The organism is Pseudomonas sp. zfem003 (assembly GCF_032621675.1).
Classification (GTDB): domain Bacteria; phylum Pseudomonadota; class Gammaproteobacteria; order Pseudomonadales; family Pseudomonadaceae; genus Metapseudomonas; species Metapseudomonas otitidis.
Window position 1 is genome coordinate 158,331 of sequence record NZ_JAVYJG010000001.1, and the last position, 21,299, is coordinate 179,629.

At 70.1% G+C, this 21,299-nt stretch carries 18 protein-coding genes; 16 read left to right on the forward strand and 2 right to left on the reverse strand.

What is annotated here, in order from left to right; all coding sequences use genetic code 11:
- Window positions 1–342: 342 nt before the first annotated feature.
- From gbpA to RTK35_RS00895, 16 genes are all read left to right on the forward strand, one after another.
- On the forward strand, window positions 343–1,887 hold the full coding sequence (gene gbpA / locus RTK35_RS00820; protein WP_074971445.1) for an N-acetylglucosamine-binding protein GbpA: 1,545 nt from the start codon (window positions 343–345) through the stop codon (window positions 1,885–1,887).
- A gap of 71 nt (window positions 1,888–1,958) precedes the next feature.
- A complete protein-coding gene (locus RTK35_RS00825; RefSeq protein WP_044411827.1) occupies window positions 1,959–2,474 on the forward strand; it encodes a cytochrome b in 516 nt (171 codons plus the stop codon).
- A 3-nt stretch (window positions 2,475–2,477) separates the two neighbouring features.
- Entirely contained in the window at window positions 2,478–3,038 is a 561-nt protein-coding gene (locus RTK35_RS00830) for a type II secretion system protein N (protein ID WP_074971446.1), read from the forward strand.
- Window positions 3,035–4,933, forward strand: coding sequence for a type II secretion system secretin GspD (gspD, locus tag RTK35_RS00835; protein ID WP_074971447.1), 1,899 nt, complete (start codon window positions 3,035–3,037; stop codon window positions 4,931–4,933). Before RTK35_RS00830 ends, gspD begins: the two co-directional genes overlap by 4 nt.
- Entirely contained in the window at window positions 4,930–6,399 is a 1,470-nt protein-coding gene (gene gspE / locus RTK35_RS00840) for a type II secretion system ATPase GspE (protein ID WP_074971448.1), read from the forward strand. Before gspD ends, gspE begins: the two co-directional genes overlap by 4 nt.
- Window position 6,400: 1 nt before the next feature.
- Window positions 6,401–7,615: a type II secretion system inner membrane protein GspF gene (gene gspF / locus RTK35_RS00845; protein ID WP_044411834.1), complete on the forward strand. Its 1,215-nt coding sequence runs from the start codon at window positions 6,401–6,403 to the stop codon at window positions 7,613–7,615.
- 14 nt (window positions 7,616–7,629) lie between these two features.
- A complete protein-coding gene (gene gspG / locus RTK35_RS00850) occupies window positions 7,630–8,064 on the forward strand; it encodes a type II secretion system major pseudopilin GspG (protein WP_044411837.1) in 435 nt (144 codons plus the stop codon).
- Window positions 8,064–8,576, forward strand: coding sequence for a type II secretion system minor pseudopilin GspH (gene gspH / locus RTK35_RS00855; protein ID WP_074971449.1), 513 nt, complete (start codon window positions 8,064–8,066; stop codon window positions 8,574–8,576). The genes gspG and gspH overlap by 1 nt, the downstream gene beginning before the upstream one ends.
- A complete protein-coding gene (gene gspI / locus RTK35_RS00860; RefSeq protein WP_074971450.1) occupies window positions 8,563–8,931 on the forward strand; it encodes a type II secretion system minor pseudopilin GspI in 369 nt (122 codons plus the stop codon). Before gspH ends, gspI begins: the two co-directional genes overlap by 14 nt.
- Entirely contained in the window at window positions 8,928–9,512 is a 585-nt protein-coding gene (gspJ, locus tag RTK35_RS00865) for a type II secretion system minor pseudopilin GspJ (RefSeq protein WP_316907122.1), read from the forward strand. The genes gspI and gspJ overlap by 4 nt, the downstream gene beginning before the upstream one ends.
- Window positions 9,505–10,377, forward strand: coding sequence for a type II secretion system minor pseudopilin GspK (gene gspK, locus RTK35_RS00870; RefSeq protein WP_316907123.1), 873 nt, complete (start codon window positions 9,505–9,507; stop codon window positions 10,375–10,377). The genes gspJ and gspK overlap by 8 nt, the downstream gene beginning before the upstream one ends.
- A gap of 5 nt (window positions 10,378–10,382) precedes the next feature.
- Entirely contained in the window at window positions 10,383–11,465 is a 1,083-nt protein-coding gene (gene gspL, locus RTK35_RS00875) for a type II secretion system protein GspL (RefSeq protein ID WP_316907124.1), read from the forward strand.
- A 14-nt stretch (window positions 11,466–11,479) separates the two neighbouring features.
- A complete protein-coding gene (gspM, locus tag RTK35_RS00880) occupies window positions 11,480–11,953 on the forward strand; it encodes a type II secretion system protein GspM (RefSeq protein WP_044407465.1) in 474 nt (157 codons plus the stop codon).
- Between the two features lie 146 nt (window positions 11,954–12,099).
- Window positions 12,100–13,341, forward strand: a complete 1,242-nt coding sequence (mexE, locus tag RTK35_RS00885) for a multidrug efflux RND transporter periplasmic adaptor subunit MexE (RefSeq protein WP_316907125.1) — start codon at window positions 12,100–12,102, stop codon at window positions 13,339–13,341.
- An 11-nt stretch (window positions 13,342–13,352) separates the two neighbouring features.
- Window positions 13,353–16,541: an efflux RND transporter permease subunit gene (locus RTK35_RS00890; protein WP_074971454.1), complete on the forward strand. Its 3,189-nt coding sequence runs from the start codon at window positions 13,353–13,355 to the stop codon at window positions 16,539–16,541.
- Entirely contained in the window at window positions 16,538–17,932 is a 1,395-nt protein-coding gene (locus RTK35_RS00895) for an efflux transporter outer membrane subunit (RefSeq protein ID WP_044407474.1), read from the forward strand. Before RTK35_RS00890 ends, RTK35_RS00895 begins: the two co-directional genes overlap by 4 nt.
- Window positions 17,933–18,024: 92 nt before the next feature.
- Here RTK35_RS00895 and RTK35_RS00900 read toward each other — a convergent pair whose 3' ends face one another.
- Both RTK35_RS00900 and RTK35_RS00905 read right to left on the reverse strand, forming a co-directional pair.
- Window positions 18,025–19,272, reverse strand: a complete 1,248-nt coding sequence (locus RTK35_RS00900; RefSeq protein WP_316907126.1) for an MFS transporter — start codon at window positions 19,270–19,272, stop codon at window positions 18,025–18,027.
- Between the two features lies 1 nt (window position 19,273).
- Window positions 19,274–21,268 carry a TonB-dependent receptor gene (locus RTK35_RS00905; protein ID WP_316907127.1) on the reverse strand — a complete coding sequence of 665 codons (1,995 nt, stop codon included), beginning with the start codon at window positions 21,266–21,268 and terminating at the stop codon, window positions 19,274–19,276.
- Between the last annotated feature and the right edge of the window lie 31 nt (window positions 21,269–21,299).

A 21,299-nucleotide genomic window follows, 5' to 3' on the forward strand; every position in this document is an offset into this window, starting at 1 on the left:
CGCACTGCTGATTCCGTCCTTCGCCCTGCGCATCGGCCATGCCCAGGCCGCATCCCGACCTTCTGACGGCCTGCTGCGCCCGGAAACCCTCCTTGGCGACGCGGCCAGCTTGCTGCAGCCCCGCACTCCTCGCCCTGTCCGGCCCTCCCGGCGGTACAGCTTCCTTCCCCATGCCTGCCGTCCCGAGCGGCCGAACGGCTTTCGGACTCGTCCAATGTGAGCGGTCCAGGCCCGACGGCATTCTGACCCCAGTCCCGAGATGCGGGGGCTGGAGAAGACATGATCGACCCCACGCCTGCATCGAGGGCTCCTTTGAAACCTACCCACAAGGACCTTCAACACATGCGCAAGCAGAGCCTTCGCAAACTCCCCCTGGCCCTGGCCATCGGCTTCGCCACCCTGGCCTCCCAGCAGGCCTTCGCCCACGGCTACATCGAAAGCCCGAAAGCCCGTTCCTACATGTGCGCCTCCTCCGGCGGCAGCTTGAACGCAGACTGCGGCAACATCCAATGGGAACCCCAGAGTGTCGAATACCGCCCGGGTTCCGACTTCCACCACGGTGGCAAGTGGTGCGGCGGTTCCTTCATGGAGTGCGGTCCGGCTGACGGCACCATCGCTGCTGGCGGCCACGACGCCTACGGCAAGCTGAACGAGCAGACCGCCACCCGCTGGGCCAAGACCACCATCAAGCCCGGCCCGCAGGACATCACCTGGTTCTACACCGCTGGCCACGCCACGGCCTACTGGCAGTTCTACATCACCAAGAAGGACTGGAACCCCAACCAGCCGCTGACCCGTGACAGCTTCGAAGCCACCCCGCTGCTGCACGAGCCCTATGTCGAAGGCGTGAGCGTGCGTCCCCAGGGCCAGGGCAGAACCACCCACCGCGTGAACGTCCCGGCTGACCGCAGCGGCTACCACGTGATTCTCGCCACCTGGCGCGTAGGCGACACCGACGCCACCTTCTACTCCGTCGTCGACGTCAATATCGACGGCGACCAGGCCGGTGGTGGCGAAACCCCGCCGCCCGCTCCGGAGTGGAACCAGATCGGCGCCGTGCAGCCGGAAGCCCTGAGCGTCGGCGACACCGTGACCCTGCGCGCCTTCAGCAAGACCGGCCCGCTGAACACCGTCGAGATGAAGATCGCCACCGCCGAACAGGCCCAGGCCAACACCTGGCCCTTCCTGCTGGCCCAGAAGGTCAACGCCGGTGACTACGGCTACAAGCTCGGTGAACTGAACGCCAACGGCGAGATCGTCCCGAACCACGGCCGCAACGGCATCCACGTCAAGGCCGACAGCAAGGTCACCAACGTCGAAGTCCAGAAGGACAAGCCCTCCGTTCCGGGTTCCCTGAGCCTGACTGGCCTGTCCTCCAGCTACCAGATCAAGGACGGCAAGGCTGACCTGCACTTCAACGCCATCGCACAAGGCGGCGAGTTCCAGATCAAGGCCACCGTGCTGAACGCCAAGGGCGAGACCATCGCTCACAAGGAAGCCGCGCCGGGCAACACCCCGCACTTCCACATGACCCTGGACAAGGCTGAAGCCGGTGCACACGACCTGGTCGTGGTCGCCACGCCGAAGAAAGGCTCCCTGCTGCAGCAGACCCACAGCTTCACCCTGATTGCCGAGCCGGGTAACGGCGGCGGCGAGAACCCGGGCGAAGGCGGTGGCGAGAACCCCGGCAGCGGTGACTACGACTTCGTCTTCCCGGATGGCCTGCAGAGCTACAAGGCCGGCACCACCGTACTGGCGAAGGATGGCAACACCTACGAGTGCCTGCCGTTCCCGGCCAGCGGCTACTGCAAGCAGTGGAACACCGGTTCCACCCAGTTCGAACCCGGCAAGGGCTCCCACTGGAACATGGCCTGGAAACGCAAGTAACCCGAGCCTGCAACAAACGGAGCGTGGCGCCTGGCGCCACGCTCCTCTTCATTTCCCTGGGAACACTGTTCATGTCCACTGCTCGTTACTCGCGTCCCCGCGCCCTGCTGCACTGGGGTTCGGCGCTGGTCATCCTCTGGGCCACCGTCACCGGCTTCGCCAATGCCCTGCTGGATGTCCCGGCGGCCCTGTCCGAGGCCATCGGTTTCATCAACGTCTCGCTCACTGCGCTGCTGATCCCGTTCTTCGTGCTGCGCATCGGCTACGCCCTGGCCCAGCCCGGCCCTGACGACATCGCCCACGGCAACGGCCTCGGCCAGTTCCTCGCCAAGGCGGGCCACCTGGCGCTGTACATCGCCACCGCCCTGGTGCTCGCCACCGGCGTGCTGATGATGGACCGCCCCATCGACCTGTTCGGCCTGGCCACCCTGCCGCAGCCGTTCGCCGAGCCGGTACTCATCGAATTCTTCAACAGCAGCCATCGCCTGTTCTGCGTGGTGCTGGCCCTGCTGGTCGCCGGCCATATCGGCGCCGTGGTGTTCCATCAACTGCGCGGCCACGCCGTGCTCGACCGGATGAAGCCCTGAGCCATGCTGCCGTCGCTGCGTCCCGACCTCCGCCTGCCGCTGCGCCGGGCCCTGCTGGCCCTGGCCGTGCTCGCCCTCGCCGGCTGGCTGGCCTGGCTCGCCCGGGATGCCTGGCACGCCCGCCAGGCCCTGGCCGCCGAGCTGGCCCAGCCGGCCCCCAGCGCCGCCGCCCCGGTGGCTGCCGAGGCCGCGCCGCTGGACAGCACCCTGGTGGCCCTGCTCTTCGGCGTGCTGCCCGCCAGCATTAGCCCCGAGGAGGCCGCCGAAGACGCCAGCACCAGCCTCTCGCTGGTGCTGATGGCGAGCCTGGCCGAACGCGGCGAGGCCGACTCCCGCGCGCTGATCGCCGGCCCGTCGGGCAGCGCCTTCTACCGCATCGGCGACCGTTTGCCCGGCGGCGCCGTACTGCGTGCCGTCGCCCCCGACCACGTGCTGCTGCAGCACGGCGGTCGCGACTACCGCCTGGGTTTCCCGCGCCCTGAAACCCGCCTTTTCGTACCCCGTCCGCCTGCGGCCGAAATCGCAAACGGGGCCCCCACCCACACGCCGGAGACCCGACCATGAAACTGCCCCGCGTGACCGGCGCGCTGCTGGTGCTTGGCACCCTGCTCGCCCCCCTTCCCGCGTTCGCCGAACGCAACGAATCCCGCCAATGGACGCTGAACATGAAGGACGCCGAACTGCGCGACCTGGTCAGCGAAGTCGGCGAAATCACCGGCAAGACCATGGTCCTCGACCCGCGCATGAGCGGTAAGGTCACCGTGCAGTCCAGCAGCGCGCTGGACCAGGCCGGCATCTACTCGCTGTTCCTCACCGTGCTGCGCAGCCAGGGCTACGCCGCCCTCGACCAGGGCGACCGCGTGCTGATCGTCCCCGTGGCCGACGCCAAGACCAAGGCCAGCGGCAGCGAGCAGGCGGCAGACGACGAGTTCGTCACCGAGGTCATCCCGCTGCGCAACGCCACCTCCGCCGAAGTGGCCGCCGTGCTGCGCCCGCTGGTGGCGGTGGACGCCTACGTCGCCCCCTCCAGCAGCTCCAACGCCCTGGTAGTGACCGACAGCGCCAGCAACGTCGGCCGCATCCGTTCCCTGGTGCGCGAGCTGGACAGCGCCGGCGAGCGCGCCTTCTCCACCCTCGGCCTCAAGCACGCCTGGGCCACCGACCTGGCCGCCACCCTCACCGAGAGCGTCAACCAGGGCAGCGGTGCCCCGGCCGGCGCCCGCGCCATCGCCGATGCCCGCAGCAACCGGCTGATCCTGGTCGGCCCGAGCCAGGCCCGCGAGCAGATGGCCACCCTCGCCCGCCAGCTGGACGTGCCCGGCAACGCCAACGACGGCACCCGCGTGGTGCGCCTGCACCACACCGACGCCAAGCAACTGGCCGACCTGCTCTCCGGCATCGGCAAGCGCATGGAAGTGGGCAACGGCGGCAAGGAAGGCCGTGCCGGCTCCATCCTCATCAGCGCCGACGAAAGCCAGAACGCCCTGGTGCTGATGGCCGAACCGGCCCAGCTGGCGACCCTCGACGCCGTGATTGCCCAGCTCGACCGCCCCCGCGCCCAGGTGCTGGTGGAAGCGGCCATCGTCGAAGTCAGCGGCGACATCAACGACGCCCTCGGCGTGCAGTGGGCCGGCCGTGGCGGCGACGCAGCCGGTTCCATCCAGTTCGGCGGCAGCGGCCTGACCATCGGCTCCCTGCTGGGCACCCTGCAGGACGGCAAGCGCCCCACCCTGCCCGACGGCGGTGTGATCGGCGTCGGCAGCGGCCACTTCGCCGCCCTGGTCACCGCCCTGTCCAGCGACTCCAACAACAACCTGCTCTCCACCCCCAGCCTGCTGACCCTGGACAACGAACCGGCGGAGATCCTCGTCGGTCAGAACGTGCCCTTCCAGACCGGCTCCTACACCACCGACGCGGCCGGGGCCAACAACCCCTTCACCACCGTCGAGCGCCGCGACATCGGCGTGACCCTCAAGGTCACCCCGCACATCAACGAGGGCAACAGCCTGCGCCTCAAGGTCGAGCAGGAGAGCTCCGAGCTGGCCGCCGCCCCGCCGGGCATCACCACCAGCGACGCCATCACCAACAAGCGCGCGATCAAGAGCACCATCCTCGCCGACAACGGGCAGATCATCGTCATCGGCGGCCTGATCAAGGACAACGTCAAGACCCAGGTCAGCAAGGTGCCGCTGCTGGGCGACATCCCCCTGATCGGCGGGCTGTTCCGCTCCACCAAGGAGGTCACCGAGAAGACCAACCTCATGGTCTTCCTGCGCCCGACCCTGCTGCGCACCAGCGAGGAGAGTGGTGAACTCGGCCAGCGCAAGTACAACGACCTGCGCAACCTGCGCAGCAACGACCGCGGCCCCAGCGGGCTGCTGCTGCCTAGCGACCCGCGCCAGCTGTTCGACAACGACGGCGGCCAGGTGCTGGACATGCGCGGAGCCAAGGGGCGATGAGCAGCGCGCGCCTGCCCTTCAGCTACGCCCGGCGCCACGGCGTGCTGCTGCACGGCGGCGAGCTGCTGTGCCGGGCCGGCGCCGAGCTGGCGATCCTCGCCGAGGTACGCCGCCAGCACGGCAGCGCCCTGCGCCCCCGGGTGCTGGACGCCGAGGCCTTCGCCCAGGCCCTGGCCAGCCATTACCAGGACGGCCAGAACGACGCCCGCGAAGTGGCCGACGGCCTGGGCGACGCCATGGCCGGCCAGGACGACCTGGCCAGCCTCGCCGAGCAATTGCCGCAGACCACCGACCTGCTGGAGCAGGAAGACGACGCGCCGATCATCCGCCTGATCAACGCCATCCTCGCCGAGGCGGTGAAGGCCAAGGCCTCCGACATCCACCTGGAGACCTTCGAGCGCCACCTCTCCGTGCGCCTGCGGGTGGACGGCCTGCTGCGCGAGATCCTCCAGCCCCGCCGTGAACTGGCCGGGCTGCTGGTGTCGCGGATCAAGGTCATGGCGCGGCTGGACATCGCCGAAAAGCGCATCCCCCAGGACGGCCGCATCGCCCTGCGCATCGCCGGCCACGAAGTGGACGTGCGCGTCTCCACCCTGCCCTCCACCCACGGCGAACGGGTGGTGATGCGCCTGCTGGACAAGCAGGCCGGCCGCCTCGACCTCAGCCGCCTGGGCATGGACCCCGGCACCCGCAGCCGCCTGGAAGGCGCCCTGGCGCGCCCCCACGGCATCCTGCTGGTCACCGGCCCCACCGGCTCGGGCAAGACCACCACCCTCTACGCCGGCCTGGCCAGCCTCAACAGCCAGACCCGCAACATCCTCACCATCGAGGACCCGGTGGAGTACCACCTGCCCGGCATCGGCCAGACCCAGGTCAACACCAAGGTGGACATGACCTTCGCCCGGGGCCTGCGGGCCATCCTCCGCCAGGACCCGGACGTGGTCATGGTGGGTGAGATCCGCGACCACGAAACCGCCGAGATCGCCGTGCAGGCCTCGCTCACCGGCCACCTGGTGCTCTCCACCCTGCACACCAACAGCGCCGTGGGCGCCGTCACCCGCCTGGTGGACATGGGCGTCGAGCCCTTCCTGCTGTGCAGCTCCCTGGTGGGCGTGCTGGCCCAGCGCCTGGTGCGGGTGCTCTGCCCGCACTGCAAGCAGCCCGGCCCCGCCGACGACGCTGCCTGCGAGCACCTCGGCCTCGACCCGCAGGCGCGCCCCACGCTCTGGCACCCGGTGGGCTGCGATGCCTGCCAGCACAGCGGCTATCGCGGCCGCCAGGGCCTCTACGAACTGGTGCTGCTGGACGAAGCCCTGCGCCAGCTGATCCACCAGGGCGCCGGCGAGGCCGAACTGACCCGCCACGCCCGCCGCCACGGCCCCAGCCTGTTCATGGACGGCCGCGACAAGGTGCTGGCCGGCGTGACCAGCCTCGAAGAACTGCTGCGCGTCACCCGGGAGGACTGAGATGGCCGCCTACGAATACCTCGCCATGGACCCGGGCGGCCGCAAGCTGCGCGGTGTGCAGGAAGCCGACAGCGAGCGCCAGGCGCGCCAGTTGCTGCGCGAGCGCAACCTGGTGCCACTCAAGCTCAGGAACCACCGGGGCAGCACCCCGCGCGAGGGCGCCCCGGGGCGCAACCGCCAGGGGCTGTCCACCGCCGACCTGGCCCTGCTGACCCGCCAGTTGGCCACCCTGGTGCAGGCCGCCCTGCCCCTGGAAGAGGTGCTCGCGGCGGTCGCCGCCCAGTGCGAGAAGCGCGCCCACCAGGCCATGGTCCTGGCCATCCGCGCGCGGGTGCTGGAAGGCCACGGCCTGGCCCGCGCCATGGCCGAGTTCCCCCGCGCCTTCCCGGCGCTGTACCGCGCCACCGTGGCCGCCGGGGAGCGCGCCGGCCACCTGGCCCAGGTGCTGATGCAACTGGCCGACTACACCGAGGCCCGCCAGGCGGCGCGCCAGCAGCTGCAGCTGGCCATGCTCTACCCCAGCATCCTGCTGGTGGCGGCCTTCGGCATCGTCGGCTTCCTGCTCGGTTTCGTGGTGCCGGACGTGGTCAAGGTGTTCATCGACAGCGGCCAGGAGCTGCCCGCCCTGACCCGAGGCCTGATCGCCGCCAGTGCCGGCCTGCAGGCCCACGGCCTGCTGATGCTGCTGCTCGTCGCCGGCGCAGCGGTGGGCGTGCACCTGGCCCTGCGCCGCCCCGCCACGCGCCTGGCCTGGCACGGCCTGCAGCTGCGCCTGCCGGTGGTGGGCAAGGTGCTGCGGGCGAGCAACTGCACCCGTTTCACCAGCACCCTGGCCATCCTCGGGCGCAGCGGCGTACCGCTGGTGGACGCCCTGGAAATCGCCGCCGAAGTGGTGGCCAACCAACGGATTCGGACGAGTCTCAAAGACGTGGCGCGCTCGGTGCGAGAAGGTGGCGGCCTGACCCGGGCACTGGAGCGCAGCGGCCACTTCCCGCCGATGATGCTCTACCTGATCGCCAGCGGTGAGCGCTCCGGCGAGCTGGACGCCATGCTCGACCGCGCCGCCACCCAGCAGGAAACCCAGCTGGCCAACCGCATCGCCATGCTCGTCGGACTGTTCGAACCGGCGATGCTGGTGTTCATGGGCGCCAGCGTGCTGCTCATCGTCCTGGCGATCCTGATGCCCATCCTCAGCCTCAACCAACTCATCACCTGAAGGCAGGCACACCCATGCACACCCGCAACCGGCAACGGGGTTTCACCCTGATCGAAATCATGGTCGTCGTGGTCATCCTCGGCGTCCTCGCCGCACTCGTGGTCCCGCAGATCATGAACCGCCCGGACCAGGCCAAGGTCACCGCCGCCCGCAGCGACATCAAGGCCATCGCCATGGCGCTGGACATCTACAAGCTCGACAACCACGGCTACCCCAGCACCCAGCAGGGCCTCGAAGCGCTGGTCAGCAAGCCCAGCGGCACCCCGGCCGCGCGCAACTGGAACCCCGACGGCTACCTCAAGCGCCTGCCCGTCGACCCCTGGGGCAACCCCTACCAGTACGTGGTTCCCGGCAGCCGCGGCACCGCCTACGACCTGTTCTCCTTCGGTGCCGACGGCCGTGCCGGCGGCGAAGGCCTGAATGCCGAGATCGGCAACTGGGACCTCTGATGCAGCGCTGGCGCCACCGCACCCCGCCGGCTCGCCAGGGCCGAGGCTTCACCCTGCTGGAAGTGCTGGTGGTGATCCTCATGGTCGGCCTGCTGGCCAGCACCCTGACCCTCGCCCAGAGCGACCACGGCCCGCAGCACGCCAAGCGCGAAGCCGAGCGCCTGCGCAGCCTGCTCGGCCTGCTGCGCGAGGACGCCATGCTGGAGCGCCAGGAACTGGGCGTGCGCATCGAACCCGACGGCTACTCCGTGCACCGACTGGACACCGACGGCCGCTGGATCCCGGCCAGCGACTACCGCCCGCAGCAGCTGCCCGACAGCCTGCGCCTGCACCTGGAACTGGGCGAGCAGGCCCCCGGCCTGGGCGCCCCCGTGCCCGGCCCCGGCCCCCAGCTGCTGGTGCTCTCCAGCGACGAGCTGACGCCCTTCAGCCTGCAGATCGAGGTGCGCGGCCGGCCGGTGCTGGAACTGTCCAGCGACGGCCTGGAGGAGGTGCGCGTTGAAACGCTCTGACGGCTTCACCCTGCTGGAAGTGATGGTCGCCCTGGCGATCTTCGCCACCCTCTCCGTCGCGCTCTACAGCGCCGCCACCCACGTCGCCCGCAACAGCGCCGGGCTGGTGGAGCGCAGCCTCGCCAGCTGGCTGGCGGACAACCGTCTCAACGAACTGCGCGTCGGCCTGCTGGCACCGCAGATGGGCCACCGGGAAGAGCGCATCGCCTTCGCCGGCCGCGAATGGCTGCTGGCTGTGGAAGTGGGCAACGCCCCCGACCCGCGCCTGCTGGAAGTGGACGTGGCCGTCGCCGTGCCCGGCCGACCGCCGGTGACCCGCGCGCGCCTGAACGGCTTCATCGAGGCCCGCCCATGACCCAGCGCGGCTTCACCCTGCTGGAAGTGCTGATCGCCATCGCCCTGTTCAGCCTACTAGGCCTGGCCAGCTACCAGCTGCTGCAGCGGGTGCTGCACAGCGAACAGCGCATCGAATTGCACGAACAGCAACTGCGCAGCCTGCAGCGGGCCCTGGACATCCTCCAGCGCGACCTCTGGCAGGCCGTGCCCCGCCCCCTGCCCGACGACCCCAGCCGGCGCCAGGCGCTGATCGGCCGAGACGACCGCCTGCGCCTGCTGCGCGGTGGCGCGGCCAACCCCCTCGGCCAGCCCCGCAGCGACCTGCTGCTGGTGAGCCACCAGTGGGAAGACGGCGAATGGTGGCGCGAATTCCGCAACCCCGACGACGGCGCCACCCGCCGCCAGCGCCTGCTGCAGGGCGTCACCCTGCTGCGCCTGGGCTACATCGACGCCCAGGGCGCGCGCCACGACAGCTGGCCCGCCACAGGCGGCGCCCTGGCCTTGCCGGCCGCCGTGGACCTGGTGCTCGACGCACCGGGCTACTCGGAGCTGCGCCGGGTGATCCTCCTGCCCGGTAGCGAGGGCCAGCGTGATGACTGAACACCGCCAGCGCGGCGTCGCCCTGCTCAGCGTGCTGCTGGTCACCGCCCTGGTGACCCTGGTGGTGGCCGACATGCTCGCCCGCCAGCGCCTGAGCCTGGCCGCCACCGCCCGCCAGCTGGACCAGCAGCACCTCTGGCAGATGGCCCTGAGCGGCGAGACCTGGGCCCGCCAGCAACTGCGGGACGACCTGGCCAACCGCGAAGACCCGCCCCAGGTCCACCTCGGCCAGGGCTGGGCACGCACGCCACAGCGCTGGGACCTGGGCGGCGGCCAGGTGCAGGTGCGCATCGAAGACCTGGCCGGCCGCTTCGACCTCGACCACCTGCGGGTCGGCCGCAGCGACCTGCAGCGCGCCCGCTACCAGCGCCTGCTGGCCCAGCTCGACGTGCCCGCCCACGACCCCGCACGCCTGCCCACCCGGCCCGGCCCCGGCGGCAAGGCCCAGGGCCTGCTGGATGCCAGCGAGCTGCTGCGCCTGGGCGACCTCGCTCCCCAGGACTTCGCCCGCCTGGCACCCCACGTGGCGACACTCGGCGGCGCGTCCCTCAACCTCAACACCGCCTCGGCGGTGCAGCTGGCGAGCCTGGAAGGCCTCGACCCGTCCCTCGCCCGCACTCTGGTGCAGGCACGCCCCGCCGACGGCTGGGCCACGGTGCAGGACTTCCTCGAACTGCCCCTGCTGCAGGGCCGCGAAGTGCGCGCCCCGGGCCTGGCCGTGGACAGCCGCTTCTTCCGCATCCACCTGCTGGCCGAGCTGGGCGACCGCCGCCTGCACCTGGCCAGCGACCTGCGCCTGGAACAGGACGGGCACCTGCGGGTGCTGCGTCGCCAGGTGCTCCCATCCCCTTCAACGACGGAGTGACCCCCGTGCACGCCTGGCTCCACCTGTCCACCCCCGCCGCCGACAGCCCCGCCACCTGGTGGACGGCCACCGGCGCCCCCGCCCAGGGCAACCTGGAGCAGGCCGCCGAGGCACTGGCCGGCCACGCCCTGACCCTGCTGCTGCCCGCCGAGGCTGCCAGCCTGCACAGCGTCGAGGTCCCGGCGCGCAGCGGCCGCTGGCTGCGCCAGGCGGTGCGCTCCGCCCTGGAAGAACGCCTGCTGGACGACCTGGACCGCCTGCACCTGGCCCAGGGGCCGCTGCAACAGGGCCGCCAGTGCCGGGTGATCGCCCTCGACCGCGCCTGGCTCAGGGCCTGCCTGGAGCGTCTGTCCGCCGTGGGGCTGACGCCCCGGCGCATCCACCTCGACGCCGACTGCCTGCCCCCCGGCCAACCCCTGGCCCTGCGCTGTGCCGGTCGCTGGCTGGTGGGCGGCGCCCCCGGCCTCTGCGATGCCCTGGACGACGAAACCCTGGCCGCCAGCGCCGCGCTGCTGCCCAGCGACCTGCAGCAGCGGGAAGACGAACCCTGGGCGCTGCTGGCCGAAGGCAGCCGCCAGGCCATCGACCTGCGCCAGGGCGAGTTCGCCGGTGGCGACCGCCGTGCCATGCCCTGGGGCACCCTGGCCCTGCTGCTGGTGCTCGCCGGCAGCGGCCAATGGCTGCATGACCGCATACAGCGCCAGGCCCTGGAGCAGGCCACCGCCACCCTGGAGGCCGAGAACCTCGCCCAGTGGCGGGCCCGCGTGCCCGACGAGCCCCGCGTGGTGGACCTGGAGCGCCAGGTGCGCGCCCGCCTGGCCAAGGCCGACCAGCCCGACGCCGACCTGGCCCGCGGCCTGGAGCACCTGGCGCGCACCTGGAGTGCCGGCGGCGGCGCCCTGGCCAAGGTCCAGCGGCTCGACTACCAGGCTGGCGAAGGCTGGACCCTGCGGGTCGGCAGCGCTTCCTTCGCCGACCTCGAACGCCTGCGCGAAGGGCTCACCGGCCAGGGCCTGGCGGTGCAGTCCGACGCCGGCGCCCGTGACGCCCAGGGCGTCAGCGCGCGCCTGCAGATCGCCACCCCCTGACCCGAGGAGCCCCCATGTCGCCCGCCACCCTCACCGCCCCCTTGCGCCAGCGCTGGGACCAGTTGCCACCCCGTGAGCGCCGCGCCCTGCTGCTGCTCGTGCTGTTCCTCACCCCCGTGCTGGCCTGGACCCTGCTGCTGCAACCGGAGCGCGCCGCCCTGCAGCACGCCCAGCAGCAGTACCAGCAGGCGCAGATGCTGCGCTTCGACCTCACCCGCCTGCCCGCCAGTGCCCCCCGCGCCAGCCTGGACGCCAAGGCCCTGCCCGGCCTGCTGGCCCGCTCCGGCGCCGAGGCGCAACTGAACATCGAGCGCATGGACAACGAAGCCGGCGGCGCCATCCACCTCACCCTGGAAGGCAGCCTCGACGCCCTGCTGGGCTGGCTGCAGAGCGTGGAACGGGCCGGCGCCCGGGTCACCCGCCTGGGCCTTGAAGTGAACCCCGACGCCCTCGCCCGCGCCCGCCTGCTGGTGGAACCGGGGCACTGATGCCAGCGCCTCCGGCGACGCCTGGAGGCACTCCCGGAACCATTCATCACTGAGAGTGATAGTCACCTTCGTAGCGTTCGATTCGTTCCGCTCAGCCCCGCGACGCAGACTCCGCCCACTCACAAGTCCAACTGGCGGAGCTACACATGGAACAGACCCCCCACAAACCCTGGCGCACCGGCCTTACCCTCGCCGCAATGCTGGTGCTCGCGGCCTGCGGCAAGACGCCCGAGGCCCCGATGAACCAGGCCGCCGCCAAGGTCAGCGTTGCCGAAGTGCTGCAGCAGCCGATCAACGAATGGGATGAATTCACCGGGCGCCTGGAAGCCCCCGAATCCGTCGAGATCCGTCCCCGCGTCTCCGGCTACATCGACAAGGTGGCCTTCCACGAAGGCGGCCTGGTGAAGAAGGGCGACCTGCTCTTCCAGATCGACCCGCGCCCCTTCCAGGCCGAAGTGAAACGCCTGGAAGCCCAGCTGCAGCAGGCCCGCGCCGGCCTCAACCGCGCCCAGAACGAAGCCCGCCGTGGTGACCGCCTGCGCCAGAGCAACGCCATCTCCGCCGAGCTGGCCGACGCCCGCACCAGCGCCGCCGCCGAGGCCCAGGCCAATGTCGCGGCGATCCAGGCGCAACTGGACAATGCCCGCCTCAACCTCGGCTTCACCCGCGTCACCGCGCCCATCGACGGCCGCGTCAGCCGTGCCGAGATCACCGAAGGCAACCTGGTCAACGCCGGCGAATCGCTGCTGACCTCGGTGGTCTCCACCGACAAGGTCTACGCCTACTTCGACGCCGACGAGCGCGTGTTCCTCAAGTACGTGGAGCTGGCCCGCAAGGCCGGTGCCGACGCCCGTGGCGCCAGCCCGGTGTACCTGGGCCTGTCCAGCGAGGCCGGCAACCCGCACCAGGGCCAGCTGGACTTCCTCGACAACCAGGTCAACCCGCGCACCGGCACCATCCGTGGCCGCGCCGTGTTCGACAACACCGACGGCCAGTTCACCCCCGGCCTCTATGCCCGGGTCAAGCTGGTGGGCAGCGACACCTACCCCGCCGCCCTGGTGAAGGACGAAGCCATCGGCACCGACCTCGGCAAGAAGTACGTGCTGGTGCTGGGCGACAACAACACCGTGAGCTACCGCCCGGTGGAGCTGGGCCCGAAGGTGGAAGGCCTGCGCATCATCCGCACTGGCCTGGCCAAGGGCGAGAAGATCGTCGTCAACGGCCTGCAGCGCGCCATGCCCGGCGCCACCGTGGACCCGCAGGCGGTGCCCATGGCCGACGACAAGACCCTCGCCCGCCTGGACGACCTGCGCCGCTCGGTGGAAGGCCGTGATGCCCCGCGCGTGGCCGAACAGAACGCAAAACCCTCCGTCAGCCCGCGCGGCTGAGGTAGTACGCCATGAATTTTTCCCAGTTCTTCATCAAGCGGCCGATCTTCGCCGCCGTGCTGTCGCTGCTGATCCTGATCGGCGGCGCCATCTCGCTGTTCCAGCTGCCCATCAGCGAATACCCCGAAGTGGTGCCGCCCACGGTGGTGGTGCGCGCCAACTTCCCCGGCGCCAACCCCAAGGTGATCGGTGAAACCGTGGCCTCGCCGCTGGAGCAGGCCATCGTCGGCGTGGAAGGCATGCTCTACATGTCCTCCCAGTCCACCAACGACGGCAAGCTCACCCTCACCGTGACCTTCGCCCTCGGCACCGACCTGGACAACGCCCAGGTGCAGGTGCAGAACCGCGTCACCCGCACCATGCCCACCCTGCCCACCGAAGTGCAGCGGCTCGGCGTGACCGTGGACAAGGCCTCCCCGGACCTGACCATGGTGGTGCACCTGACCTCGCCGGATCAGCGCTACGACATGCTCTACCTGTCCAACTACGCCGCGCTCAACGTCAAGGACGAGCTGGCGCGCCTGGACGGCGTGGGCGACGTGCAGCTGTTCGGCATGGGCAACTACTCCCTGCGCGTGTGGCTGGACCCGAACAAGGTGGCTTCGCGCAACCTGACCGCCACCGACGTGGTCAACGCCATCCGCGAACAGAACCGCCAGGTCGCCGCCGGTGCCCTCGGCGCGCCGCCGTCGGATGCCGGCAACAGCTTCCAGCTCTCCATCAACACCCAGGGCCGCCTGGTCACCGAGGAAGAGTTCGAGAACATCATCATCCGCGCCGGCGACGACGGCGAAATCACCCGCCTGCGGGACATCGCCCGGGTCGAGCTGGGTTCCAACCAGTACGCCCTGCGCTCGCTGCTGAACAACCAGCCGGCGGTGGCCATCCCGGTGTTCCAGCGCCCCGGCTCCAACGCCATCGCCATCTCCGATGCGGTGCGCCAGCGCATGGCCGAGCTGAAACAGGGCTTCCCCCAGGGCATGGACTACGAAATCGTCTATGACCCGACCATCTTCGTGCGCGGCTCCATCGAGGCAGTGGTGCACACCCTGCTCGAAGCCATCGTGCTGGTGGTGCTGGTGGTGATCCTGTTCCTGCAGACCTGGCGCGCCTCGATCATCCCGCTGGCCGCCGTGCCGGTGTCGCTGATCGGCACCTTCGCAGTGATGCACCTGTTCGGCTTCTCCCTCAACGCCCTGTCGCTGTTCGGCCTGGTGCTGGCCATCGGCATCGTGGTGGACGACGCCATCGTCGTGGTGGAGAACGTCGAGCGGAACATCGGCCTCGGCAAGTCGCCGGTGGAGGCCACCCGCCAGGCCATGAAGGAAGTGACCGGCCCCATCGTCGCCACCGCCCTGGTGCTGTGCGCGGTGTTCGTGCCCACCGCCTTCATCTCCGGCCTCACCGGGCAGTTCTACCAGCAGTTCGCGCTGACCATCGCCATCTCCACGGTGATCTCGGCGTTCAACTCCCTGACCCTGTCGCCGGCCCTGGCCGCCGTCCTGCTGAAGGACCACCACGCACCCAAGGACCGTTTCTCGCGCCTGCTGGACCGGCTCTTCGGAGGCTGGCTGTTCGGCCCGTTCAACCGCTTCTTCGACCGCGCCGGCAAGGGCTACGTCGGCACCGTGCGCCGTGTGCTGCGCGGCAGCAGCATCGCCATGCTGGTCTACGGCGGCCTGCTGCTGGGCGGCTACCTGGGCTTCTCCAGCACCCCCACCGGCTTCGTGCCGCAGCAGGACAAGCAGTACTTGGTGGCCTTCGCCCAACTGCCGGACGCCGCCACCCTCGACCGTACCGAGGCCGTGATCAAGCGCATGTCCGAGATCGCCGCCAAGCACCCGGGCGTGGAGAACACCGTGGCCTTCCCCGGCCTGTCCATCAACGGCTTCACCAACAGCCCCAACAGCGGCATCGTGTTCACCCCGCTCAAGCCCTTCGATGAGCGCAAGGACCCATCCATGTCCGCCGGGGCCATCGCCGCCGCCCTGAACCAGGAGTTCGCCGGGATCCAGGACGCCTACATCGCCATCTTCCCGCCGCCGCCCGTGCAGGGCCTCGGCACCATCGGCGGCTTCCGCCTGCAGGTGGAGGACCGTGGCGGGCTGGGCTACGAGGAGCTGTACAAGCAGACCCAGAACATCATCGCCAAGGCGCGCCAGCTGCCGGAGCTGAACCCCATGTCGGTGTTCACCAGCTACCAGGTCAACGTGCCCCAGGTGGATGCCGCCATCGACCGCGAGAAGGCCAAGACCCACGGTGTGGCCATCAGCGACATCTTCGACACCATGCAGGTGTACCTGGGTTCGCTGTACGCCAACGACTTCAACCGCTTCGGCCGCACCTACCAGGTCAACGTCCAGGCTGACCAACCGTTCCGCCTGGAGCCCGAGCAGATCGGCCAGCTGAAGGTGCGCAACAACCGGGGCGAGATGATCCCGCTGTCCACCTTCGTCAAGGTGGACAACAGCTCGGGCCCGGACCGCGTCATGCACTACAACGGCTTCATCACCGCCGAGATCAACGGCGCCGCCGCCCCCGGCTACAGCTCCGGCCAGGCCGAGGACGCCATCGCCAAGCTGCTCAAGGAAGAGCTGCCCAACGGCATGACCTACGAGTGGACGGACCTGACCTACCAGCAGATCCTCGCCGGCAACACCGCGATCTTCATCTTCCCGCTCTGCGTGCTGCTGGCCTTCCTGGTGCTGGCCGCCCAGTACGAAAGCTGGAGCCTGCCGCTAGCGGTGATCCTGATCGTGCCGACCGTGCTGTTCTCCGCCATCGTCGGGGTGATCCTCGCCGGCAGCGACAACAACATCTTCACCCAGATCGGCCTGATCGTACTGGTGGGCCTGGCGTGCAAGAACGCCATCCTCATCGTCGAGTTCGCCAAGGAGAAACAGGAAGAAGGCCTCGACCGCCTGGCCGCGGTACTGGAAGCCTGCCGCCTGCGTCTGCGCCCGATCCTGATGACCTCCATCGCCTTCATCATGGGCGTGGTGCCCCTGGTGCTGTCCTCCGGTGCCGGTGCCGAGATGCGCCACGCCATGGGTGTAGCGGTGTTCAGCGGGATGATCGGCGTGACCTTCTTCGGCCTGCTGCTGACCCCGGTGTTCTATGTGCTGATCCGCGGCTTCGTCGAGAAAGGCGAAGCGCGCAAGGCGGCCAAGGCCCAGAAACTCAAGGAACTGCACGCATGATCAACAAGGCATTCGCCCCTGCCCTGCTGGCACTGGCGCTATCCGCCTGTGCCGTGGGCCCGGACTACAAGGCCCCCGAGAGCGAGCCCGCGCGGCTCGCCTCGGCCGAGGCCACCCCGGTCGACCGTTCGCACTTCGAGAGCCTCTGGTGGCAGCAGTTCGACGACCCGACCCTGAACCAGCTGGTGCAGCAGTCCCTCGAACAGAACCGCGAGCTGCGCGTGGCCTTCGCCCGCCTGCGCGCCGCCCGTGCCATCCGTGACGACGTCGGCAACGACCAGTTGCCGGTGATCACCAGCCGCGCAGCCGCCCAGGGCGGCAAGGCCCAGCAGCCCGGCCAGACCGAGGACCGGGTGACCACCGAGCGCTACGACCTGGGCCTGGACATGGCCTGGGAACTGGACCTGTTCGGCCGCATCCAGCGCCAGATCGAAGCCAGCGACGCCGAGGCCGGCGCCGCCCAGGCCGACCTGCAGCAGTTGCAGGTCAGCCTCATCGCCGAACTGGTGGACGCCTACGGCACCCTGCGCGGCGCCCAGCTGCGCGAGGGCATCGCCCGCGAAAACCTGAAGAACCAGCAGGAATCCCGTGGCCTCACCGAGCAACTGCGCGACGCCGGCGTCGGCAGCGAGCTGGACGTGCTGCGCGCCGACGGCCGCCTGGCCGCCACCGAAGCCACCCTGCCGCAACTGCAGGCCATCGCCAGCCGCGCGCGCAACCGCATCGCCACCCTCCTCGGCCAGCGCCCGGACCAGCTCAGCGTGGACCTGTCGCCCAAGCCGCTGCCGGTGATCGCCAAGCAACTGCCCATCGGCGATCCCGCCGAGCTGCTGCGTCGTCGTCCGGATGTCGCCGCCGCCGAACGGCGCCTGGCCGCTGCCACCGCCAACGTCGGCGTGGCCACGGCGGACCTGTTCCCCCGGGTCAGCCTCTCCGGCTTCCTCGGCTTCACTGCCGGGCGTGGTTCGCAGATCGGCTCCTCCGCTGCACGCGCCTGGGGCGTGGCGCCCACCATCAGCTGGGCCGCCTTCGACCTCGGCAGCGTGCGGGCCCGCCTGCGCGGTGCCGAGGCCGAAGCCGACGGCGCCCTGGCCAGCTATGAACAGCAGGTGCTGCTGGCCCTGGAAGAGTCCGAGAACGCCTTCAGCGACTACGGCAAGCGCCAGCAACGCCTGGTCGCCCTGGTGCGCCAGTCGGAAGCCACCCGCGCCGCCGCCGAGCAGGCCGCCGTGCGCTACCGCGAAGGCACCGTGGACTTCCTCGTGCTGCTGGACGCCGAACGCGAACGCCTGGCCGCCGAAGACGCCCAGGCCCAGGCCGAAGTGGAGCTCTACAGCGGCATCGTCGCCATCTACAAGGCCCTCGGCGGCGGCTGGCAGCCCCAGGCCTGAGTGTTGCCCTTGCCCGACCGCCCCCCGGTCGGCATTTCATCCCGCCCCGAGCCCCTCGGGTGCGGGATTTTTTTACTGAATCGACAACCCGGTCAGGGCACCGCCTGCGCCGGCAACCGCTCGGCAAGGTCCTGCCCGTGGCGGACGAAGCGCCGGCTCCAGGCCCAGACCCCGGCCATGCAGAGGATCAACCCCGCCAGCATGCCCAGGTAGCCCAAGCGGTCGAGCAGGATGCCGGCGAGCATCGGCACCAGGGTGCGGGTCAGTACGAACAGGCTCGACTGCAGGCCGTAGTCGACGGCGGTCAGGCCGGCGCGGGTGTGGTTCATCATCATCCCGAACAGCAGGCCGGCCGAGGCGCCCATCACCAGTGCCAGCAGCAGGGTGCAGGCCACCAGCCAGGGCACGCCGGCACCACTGGCCACCGTGCCGGCCAGGGCGCCAAGAGCTGCCACGCCGGCCAGGGCGCAGGCCGGCAGGGCCCGCTGCAATCCGCTGCGCCGGGCCAGGTGGCCGCCGAGCGCACTGCCCACGGCCCCCACCACACCGCCAAGCACGCCGGCCACCAGCGCCACCTGCTCGGGCGGCAGGCCATGGTCCAGCAGCAAGGGCTTGAGGTAGACCCAGGCGGCGCCGATGAAGGGGAAATAGAGCATCAGCATCACCACCCAGCGGCGCCGCTCGGCGTTGCTGAAATAGGCCAGCCATTGGCCGACGCCCACCTGCCGGGCCTGCACGCCATCCGTCTGCGCCAGGGTGGCCCGCGGGATCAGCCACAGGCCCAGGGCGGCCAGCAGCAGCCCGCCGCTCAGCGCCCAGAACGGCCAGGCCCAGCCGGCACGCGCCTGCAGCATCAGCATCACCCCGCCGCCCACCACCGCCCCCAGGGAGCTGGCGGCGGAGCGGATGATGCCGGCGCGCTGGCGCTCCTCCGCCGGCAAACAGCGGATCGCCAGGGCGTTGACCGGCGCGTCGGCCCAGGTGCCGAGCAGGCTGGCCAGCATGGCCAGGGCGAACAGCGGCACGAAGCCGGCCTGCTCGATGCCCAGGCAGGCCAGGCCGACGAGGCTGGCGGCATAGCCGGCCATCAGCACCAGGCCCCAGCGGCGGTAGCCGGGCGCGCCCCGGGCCCAGCGGTCCACCGGGGCGCCAAGCACGAACTTGAGCACCGCCGGCAGCCCGGCCAGCTGGAACAGGCCGATCTCGGTGCCGCTCCAGCCGTGCTGGCGCATCACCAGCGGCAAGCCGAGGTAGAGGTAGATCAACGGCGCGGTCATGGCGAAGTTGACCCAGCCCAGCAGCAGTTGCAGGGGCCAGTGGGAAGGGTTCGGGCGGTCCATGTCAGAGCTTCCAGGTCACGCGCACGCCGAGTTCGCGAGGCGGGCTGTAGACGGTGATGAAACCGTTCTGGTAGCCCACCGCGTCGTACTCGCGGTCGGCCAGGTTGTTCACGTAGCCGCTCAGCTCCCACTGCTCGTAGCGCACGCCAGCGCTGAGGTTGACCAGCGCGTAGCCGTTGCGGGTGTACTGGTTGGCGGCGTCCAGGTAGACCTTGTCGCTGCCCACCAGGTTGCCTTGCACGTACCAGCCTTCCGGGTCGTCGTAGCGCAGGCCCAGGTAGCCGGTGAGGTCGGGGGCGAAGGGGTTGTGGTGCCCGTCGTAGCGGGCGCGGCCGTCCTGGAAGCTGTCGAAGCGCGTGCGGTTCCAGGCCAGCCCGGTCTGCACGCTCCAGCGGGCGCTGAGCAGGTACTCGGCATCCAGGTCCAGCCCCTTGGATGTGGCGCTGGCGGCGCTGGTGATGTACTGCACGCCCGGGCTGGGCATCTGCATCACCTGCATGTCGGTGACGTCCATGTAGTACGCCGCCAGCGAGTAGCGCAGGCGCTCCTCCAGGGTCCGGCCCTTGACGCCGAGTTCGTAGGACCAGACCTTCTCCGGCTCGAACGCGGCGTAGTGGGTGGCGGCCGAGAGCACGTTGAAACCGCCGTTGCGTACGCCCTTGCTGGCGCTGAGGTAGACCTGGTTCTGCTCGGCGAAGGCGTACTGCAGTGCCACCTTCGGCGAGAACGACGACCAGCTCCGGGACTGGTTGGCATCGCCACGGGGGTCGATGCCCACCCGGTAGCGCTCCACCCGTCCGCCCAGGGAAAGGGTCCAGTCCGGCGTCAGGTGCAGGTTCCAGTGACTGAAGGCAGCCAGCGTGCGGCTGCTCTGGTCCAGGCGCAGCTCCTGGACGAAGGGGCCGCGCTGGCTGACGTTGCGCAGGTCGTTTTCGGAGCTGTCGACGTAGACCCCGGCCAGCCAGTCGGCAAGGCCCCACTGCCCTTCCAGGCGCAGTTCCTGGGACAGGGTGCGCAGGCGCAGGTCGCGGGCAATCATCGACAGGTTGACCGGCAGGAAGTCGGTGTCCTGCTGGATGCGGTCGTGGAAGTCGTTGTAGGCGGTGATCGAGCGCAGGTTCAGGTCATCCCCCAGGCTGTGGCCGATGTTCAGCGACAGGGTCTGGCCCCAGGAGCGGTTCCAGCTGTCGATGCCCGAGGCCACGTGGTTGCGCCGCGCCGTGGGCGCGCCCCACAGCGAGGCGTCGTCGTCATAGGCCTGGCGCGCATAGCGCAGCACCATGTCGGTGCCCTCCTGGGGCACCAGGCGCAGGCCGGCGTTGAGGTTGTAGCGTTCGCGGTCATCGGCCTGCTTGCCGAGGGCGTCGTTGCGGATGAAACCGTCCTGGCGTTGCCACTCGCCCGAGACGCTGCCGAACAGCCGCTCGTCCACCAGCGGGCTGCTCAGGGCGAAGCGCGTGGCCCGCTTGTCGCGGCTGCCCGCTTCGGCGGACACGCTGGCCCGCGCCAGCTCGTCCATCGGCTTGCTGTACACCGCGATCACCCCGGCCTCGGCATTGCGCCCGTAGAGGGTCGACTGCGGCCCGCGCAGCACCTCGATGCGGTCGATGTCGATGAAGCGGTTCTCGAAGCCCTGGGCGGTGAGGGTCGGCACGTCGTCCACCAGCATCAGCGTCGAGGTGGACAGCGCATTGAAGTTGGCAGTGAGGCCACGCATCACCGGGGAGTTGATGCCCGACTGGCCGAAGGGCTGGAACGACAGCCCCGGCACTCGCCCTTCCAGCTGTTCGAAGCCGGTGATGTGCTCGTCTTCCAGGGTCTGTCCATCGATCACCTTGACGCTGGCCGGCACCGCGTCGAGGCTGCGCGGGACCTTTTCGGCATTGACGCTGACCTCGGGCAGGCTCAATGCCTCTGCGGCCTGGAGGGCCGGACAGGACAACGCCAGCGCGGTGCTGACCCAGACGTGGGTGGGGGTACGACGACTTCTGACCATCGCGAATCTTCCTTGTAGGCGCCTGGCGCCG

What these genes read in the sequence shown, in the direction of transcription:
- gbpA (WP_074971445.1), top strand. Translation starts at nt 343, where the DNA reads ATGCGCAAGCAGAGCCTTCGCAAACTCCCCCTGGCCCTGGCCATCGGC.
- RTK35_RS00825 (WP_044411827.1), top strand. Translation starts at nt 1,959, where the DNA reads ATGTCCACTGCTCGTTACTCGCGTCCCCGCGCCCTGCTGCACTGGGGT.
- RTK35_RS00830 (WP_074971446.1), top strand. Translation starts at nt 2,478, where the DNA reads ATGCTGCCGTCGCTGCGTCCCGACCTCCGCCTGCCGCTGCGCCGGGCC.
- gspD (WP_074971447.1), top strand. Translation starts at nt 3,035, where the DNA reads ATGAAACTGCCCCGCGTGACCGGCGCGCTGCTGGTGCTTGGCACCCTG.
- gspE (WP_074971448.1), top strand. Translation starts at nt 4,930, where the DNA reads ATGAGCAGCGCGCGCCTGCCCTTCAGCTACGCCCGGCGCCACGGCGTG.
- gspF (WP_044411834.1), top strand. Translation starts at nt 6,401, where the DNA reads ATGGCCGCCTACGAATACCTCGCCATGGACCCGGGCGGCCGCAAGCTG.
- gspG (WP_044411837.1), top strand. Translation starts at nt 7,630, where the DNA reads ATGCACACCCGCAACCGGCAACGGGGTTTCACCCTGATCGAAATCATG.
- gspH (WP_074971449.1), top strand. Translation starts at nt 8,064, where the DNA reads ATGCAGCGCTGGCGCCACCGCACCCCGCCGGCTCGCCAGGGCCGAGGC.
- gspJ (WP_316907122.1), top strand. Translation starts at nt 8,928, where the DNA reads ATGACCCAGCGCGGCTTCACCCTGCTGGAAGTGCTGATCGCCATCGCC.
- gspK (WP_316907123.1), top strand. Translation starts at nt 9,505, where the DNA reads ATGACTGAACACCGCCAGCGCGGCGTCGCCCTGCTCAGCGTGCTGCTG.
- gspM (WP_044407465.1), top strand. Translation starts at nt 11,480, where the DNA reads ATGTCGCCCGCCACCCTCACCGCCCCCTTGCGCCAGCGCTGGGACCAG.
- mexE (WP_316907125.1), top strand. Translation starts at nt 12,100, where the DNA reads ATGGAACAGACCCCCCACAAACCCTGGCGCACCGGCCTTACCCTCGCC.
- RTK35_RS00890 (WP_074971454.1), top strand. Translation starts at nt 13,353, where the DNA reads ATGAATTTTTCCCAGTTCTTCATCAAGCGGCCGATCTTCGCCGCCGTG.
- RTK35_RS00895 (WP_044407474.1), top strand. Translation starts at nt 16,538, where the DNA reads ATGATCAACAAGGCATTCGCCCCTGCCCTGCTGGCACTGGCGCTATCC.
- RTK35_RS00900 (WP_316907126.1), bottom strand. Translation starts at nt 19,272, where the DNA reads ATGGACCGCCCGAACCCTTCCCACTGGCCCCTGCAACTGCTGCTGGGC.
- RTK35_RS00905 (WP_316907127.1), bottom strand. Translation starts at nt 21,268, where the DNA reads ATGGTCAGAAGTCGTCGTACCCCCACCCACGTCTGGGTCAGCACCGCG.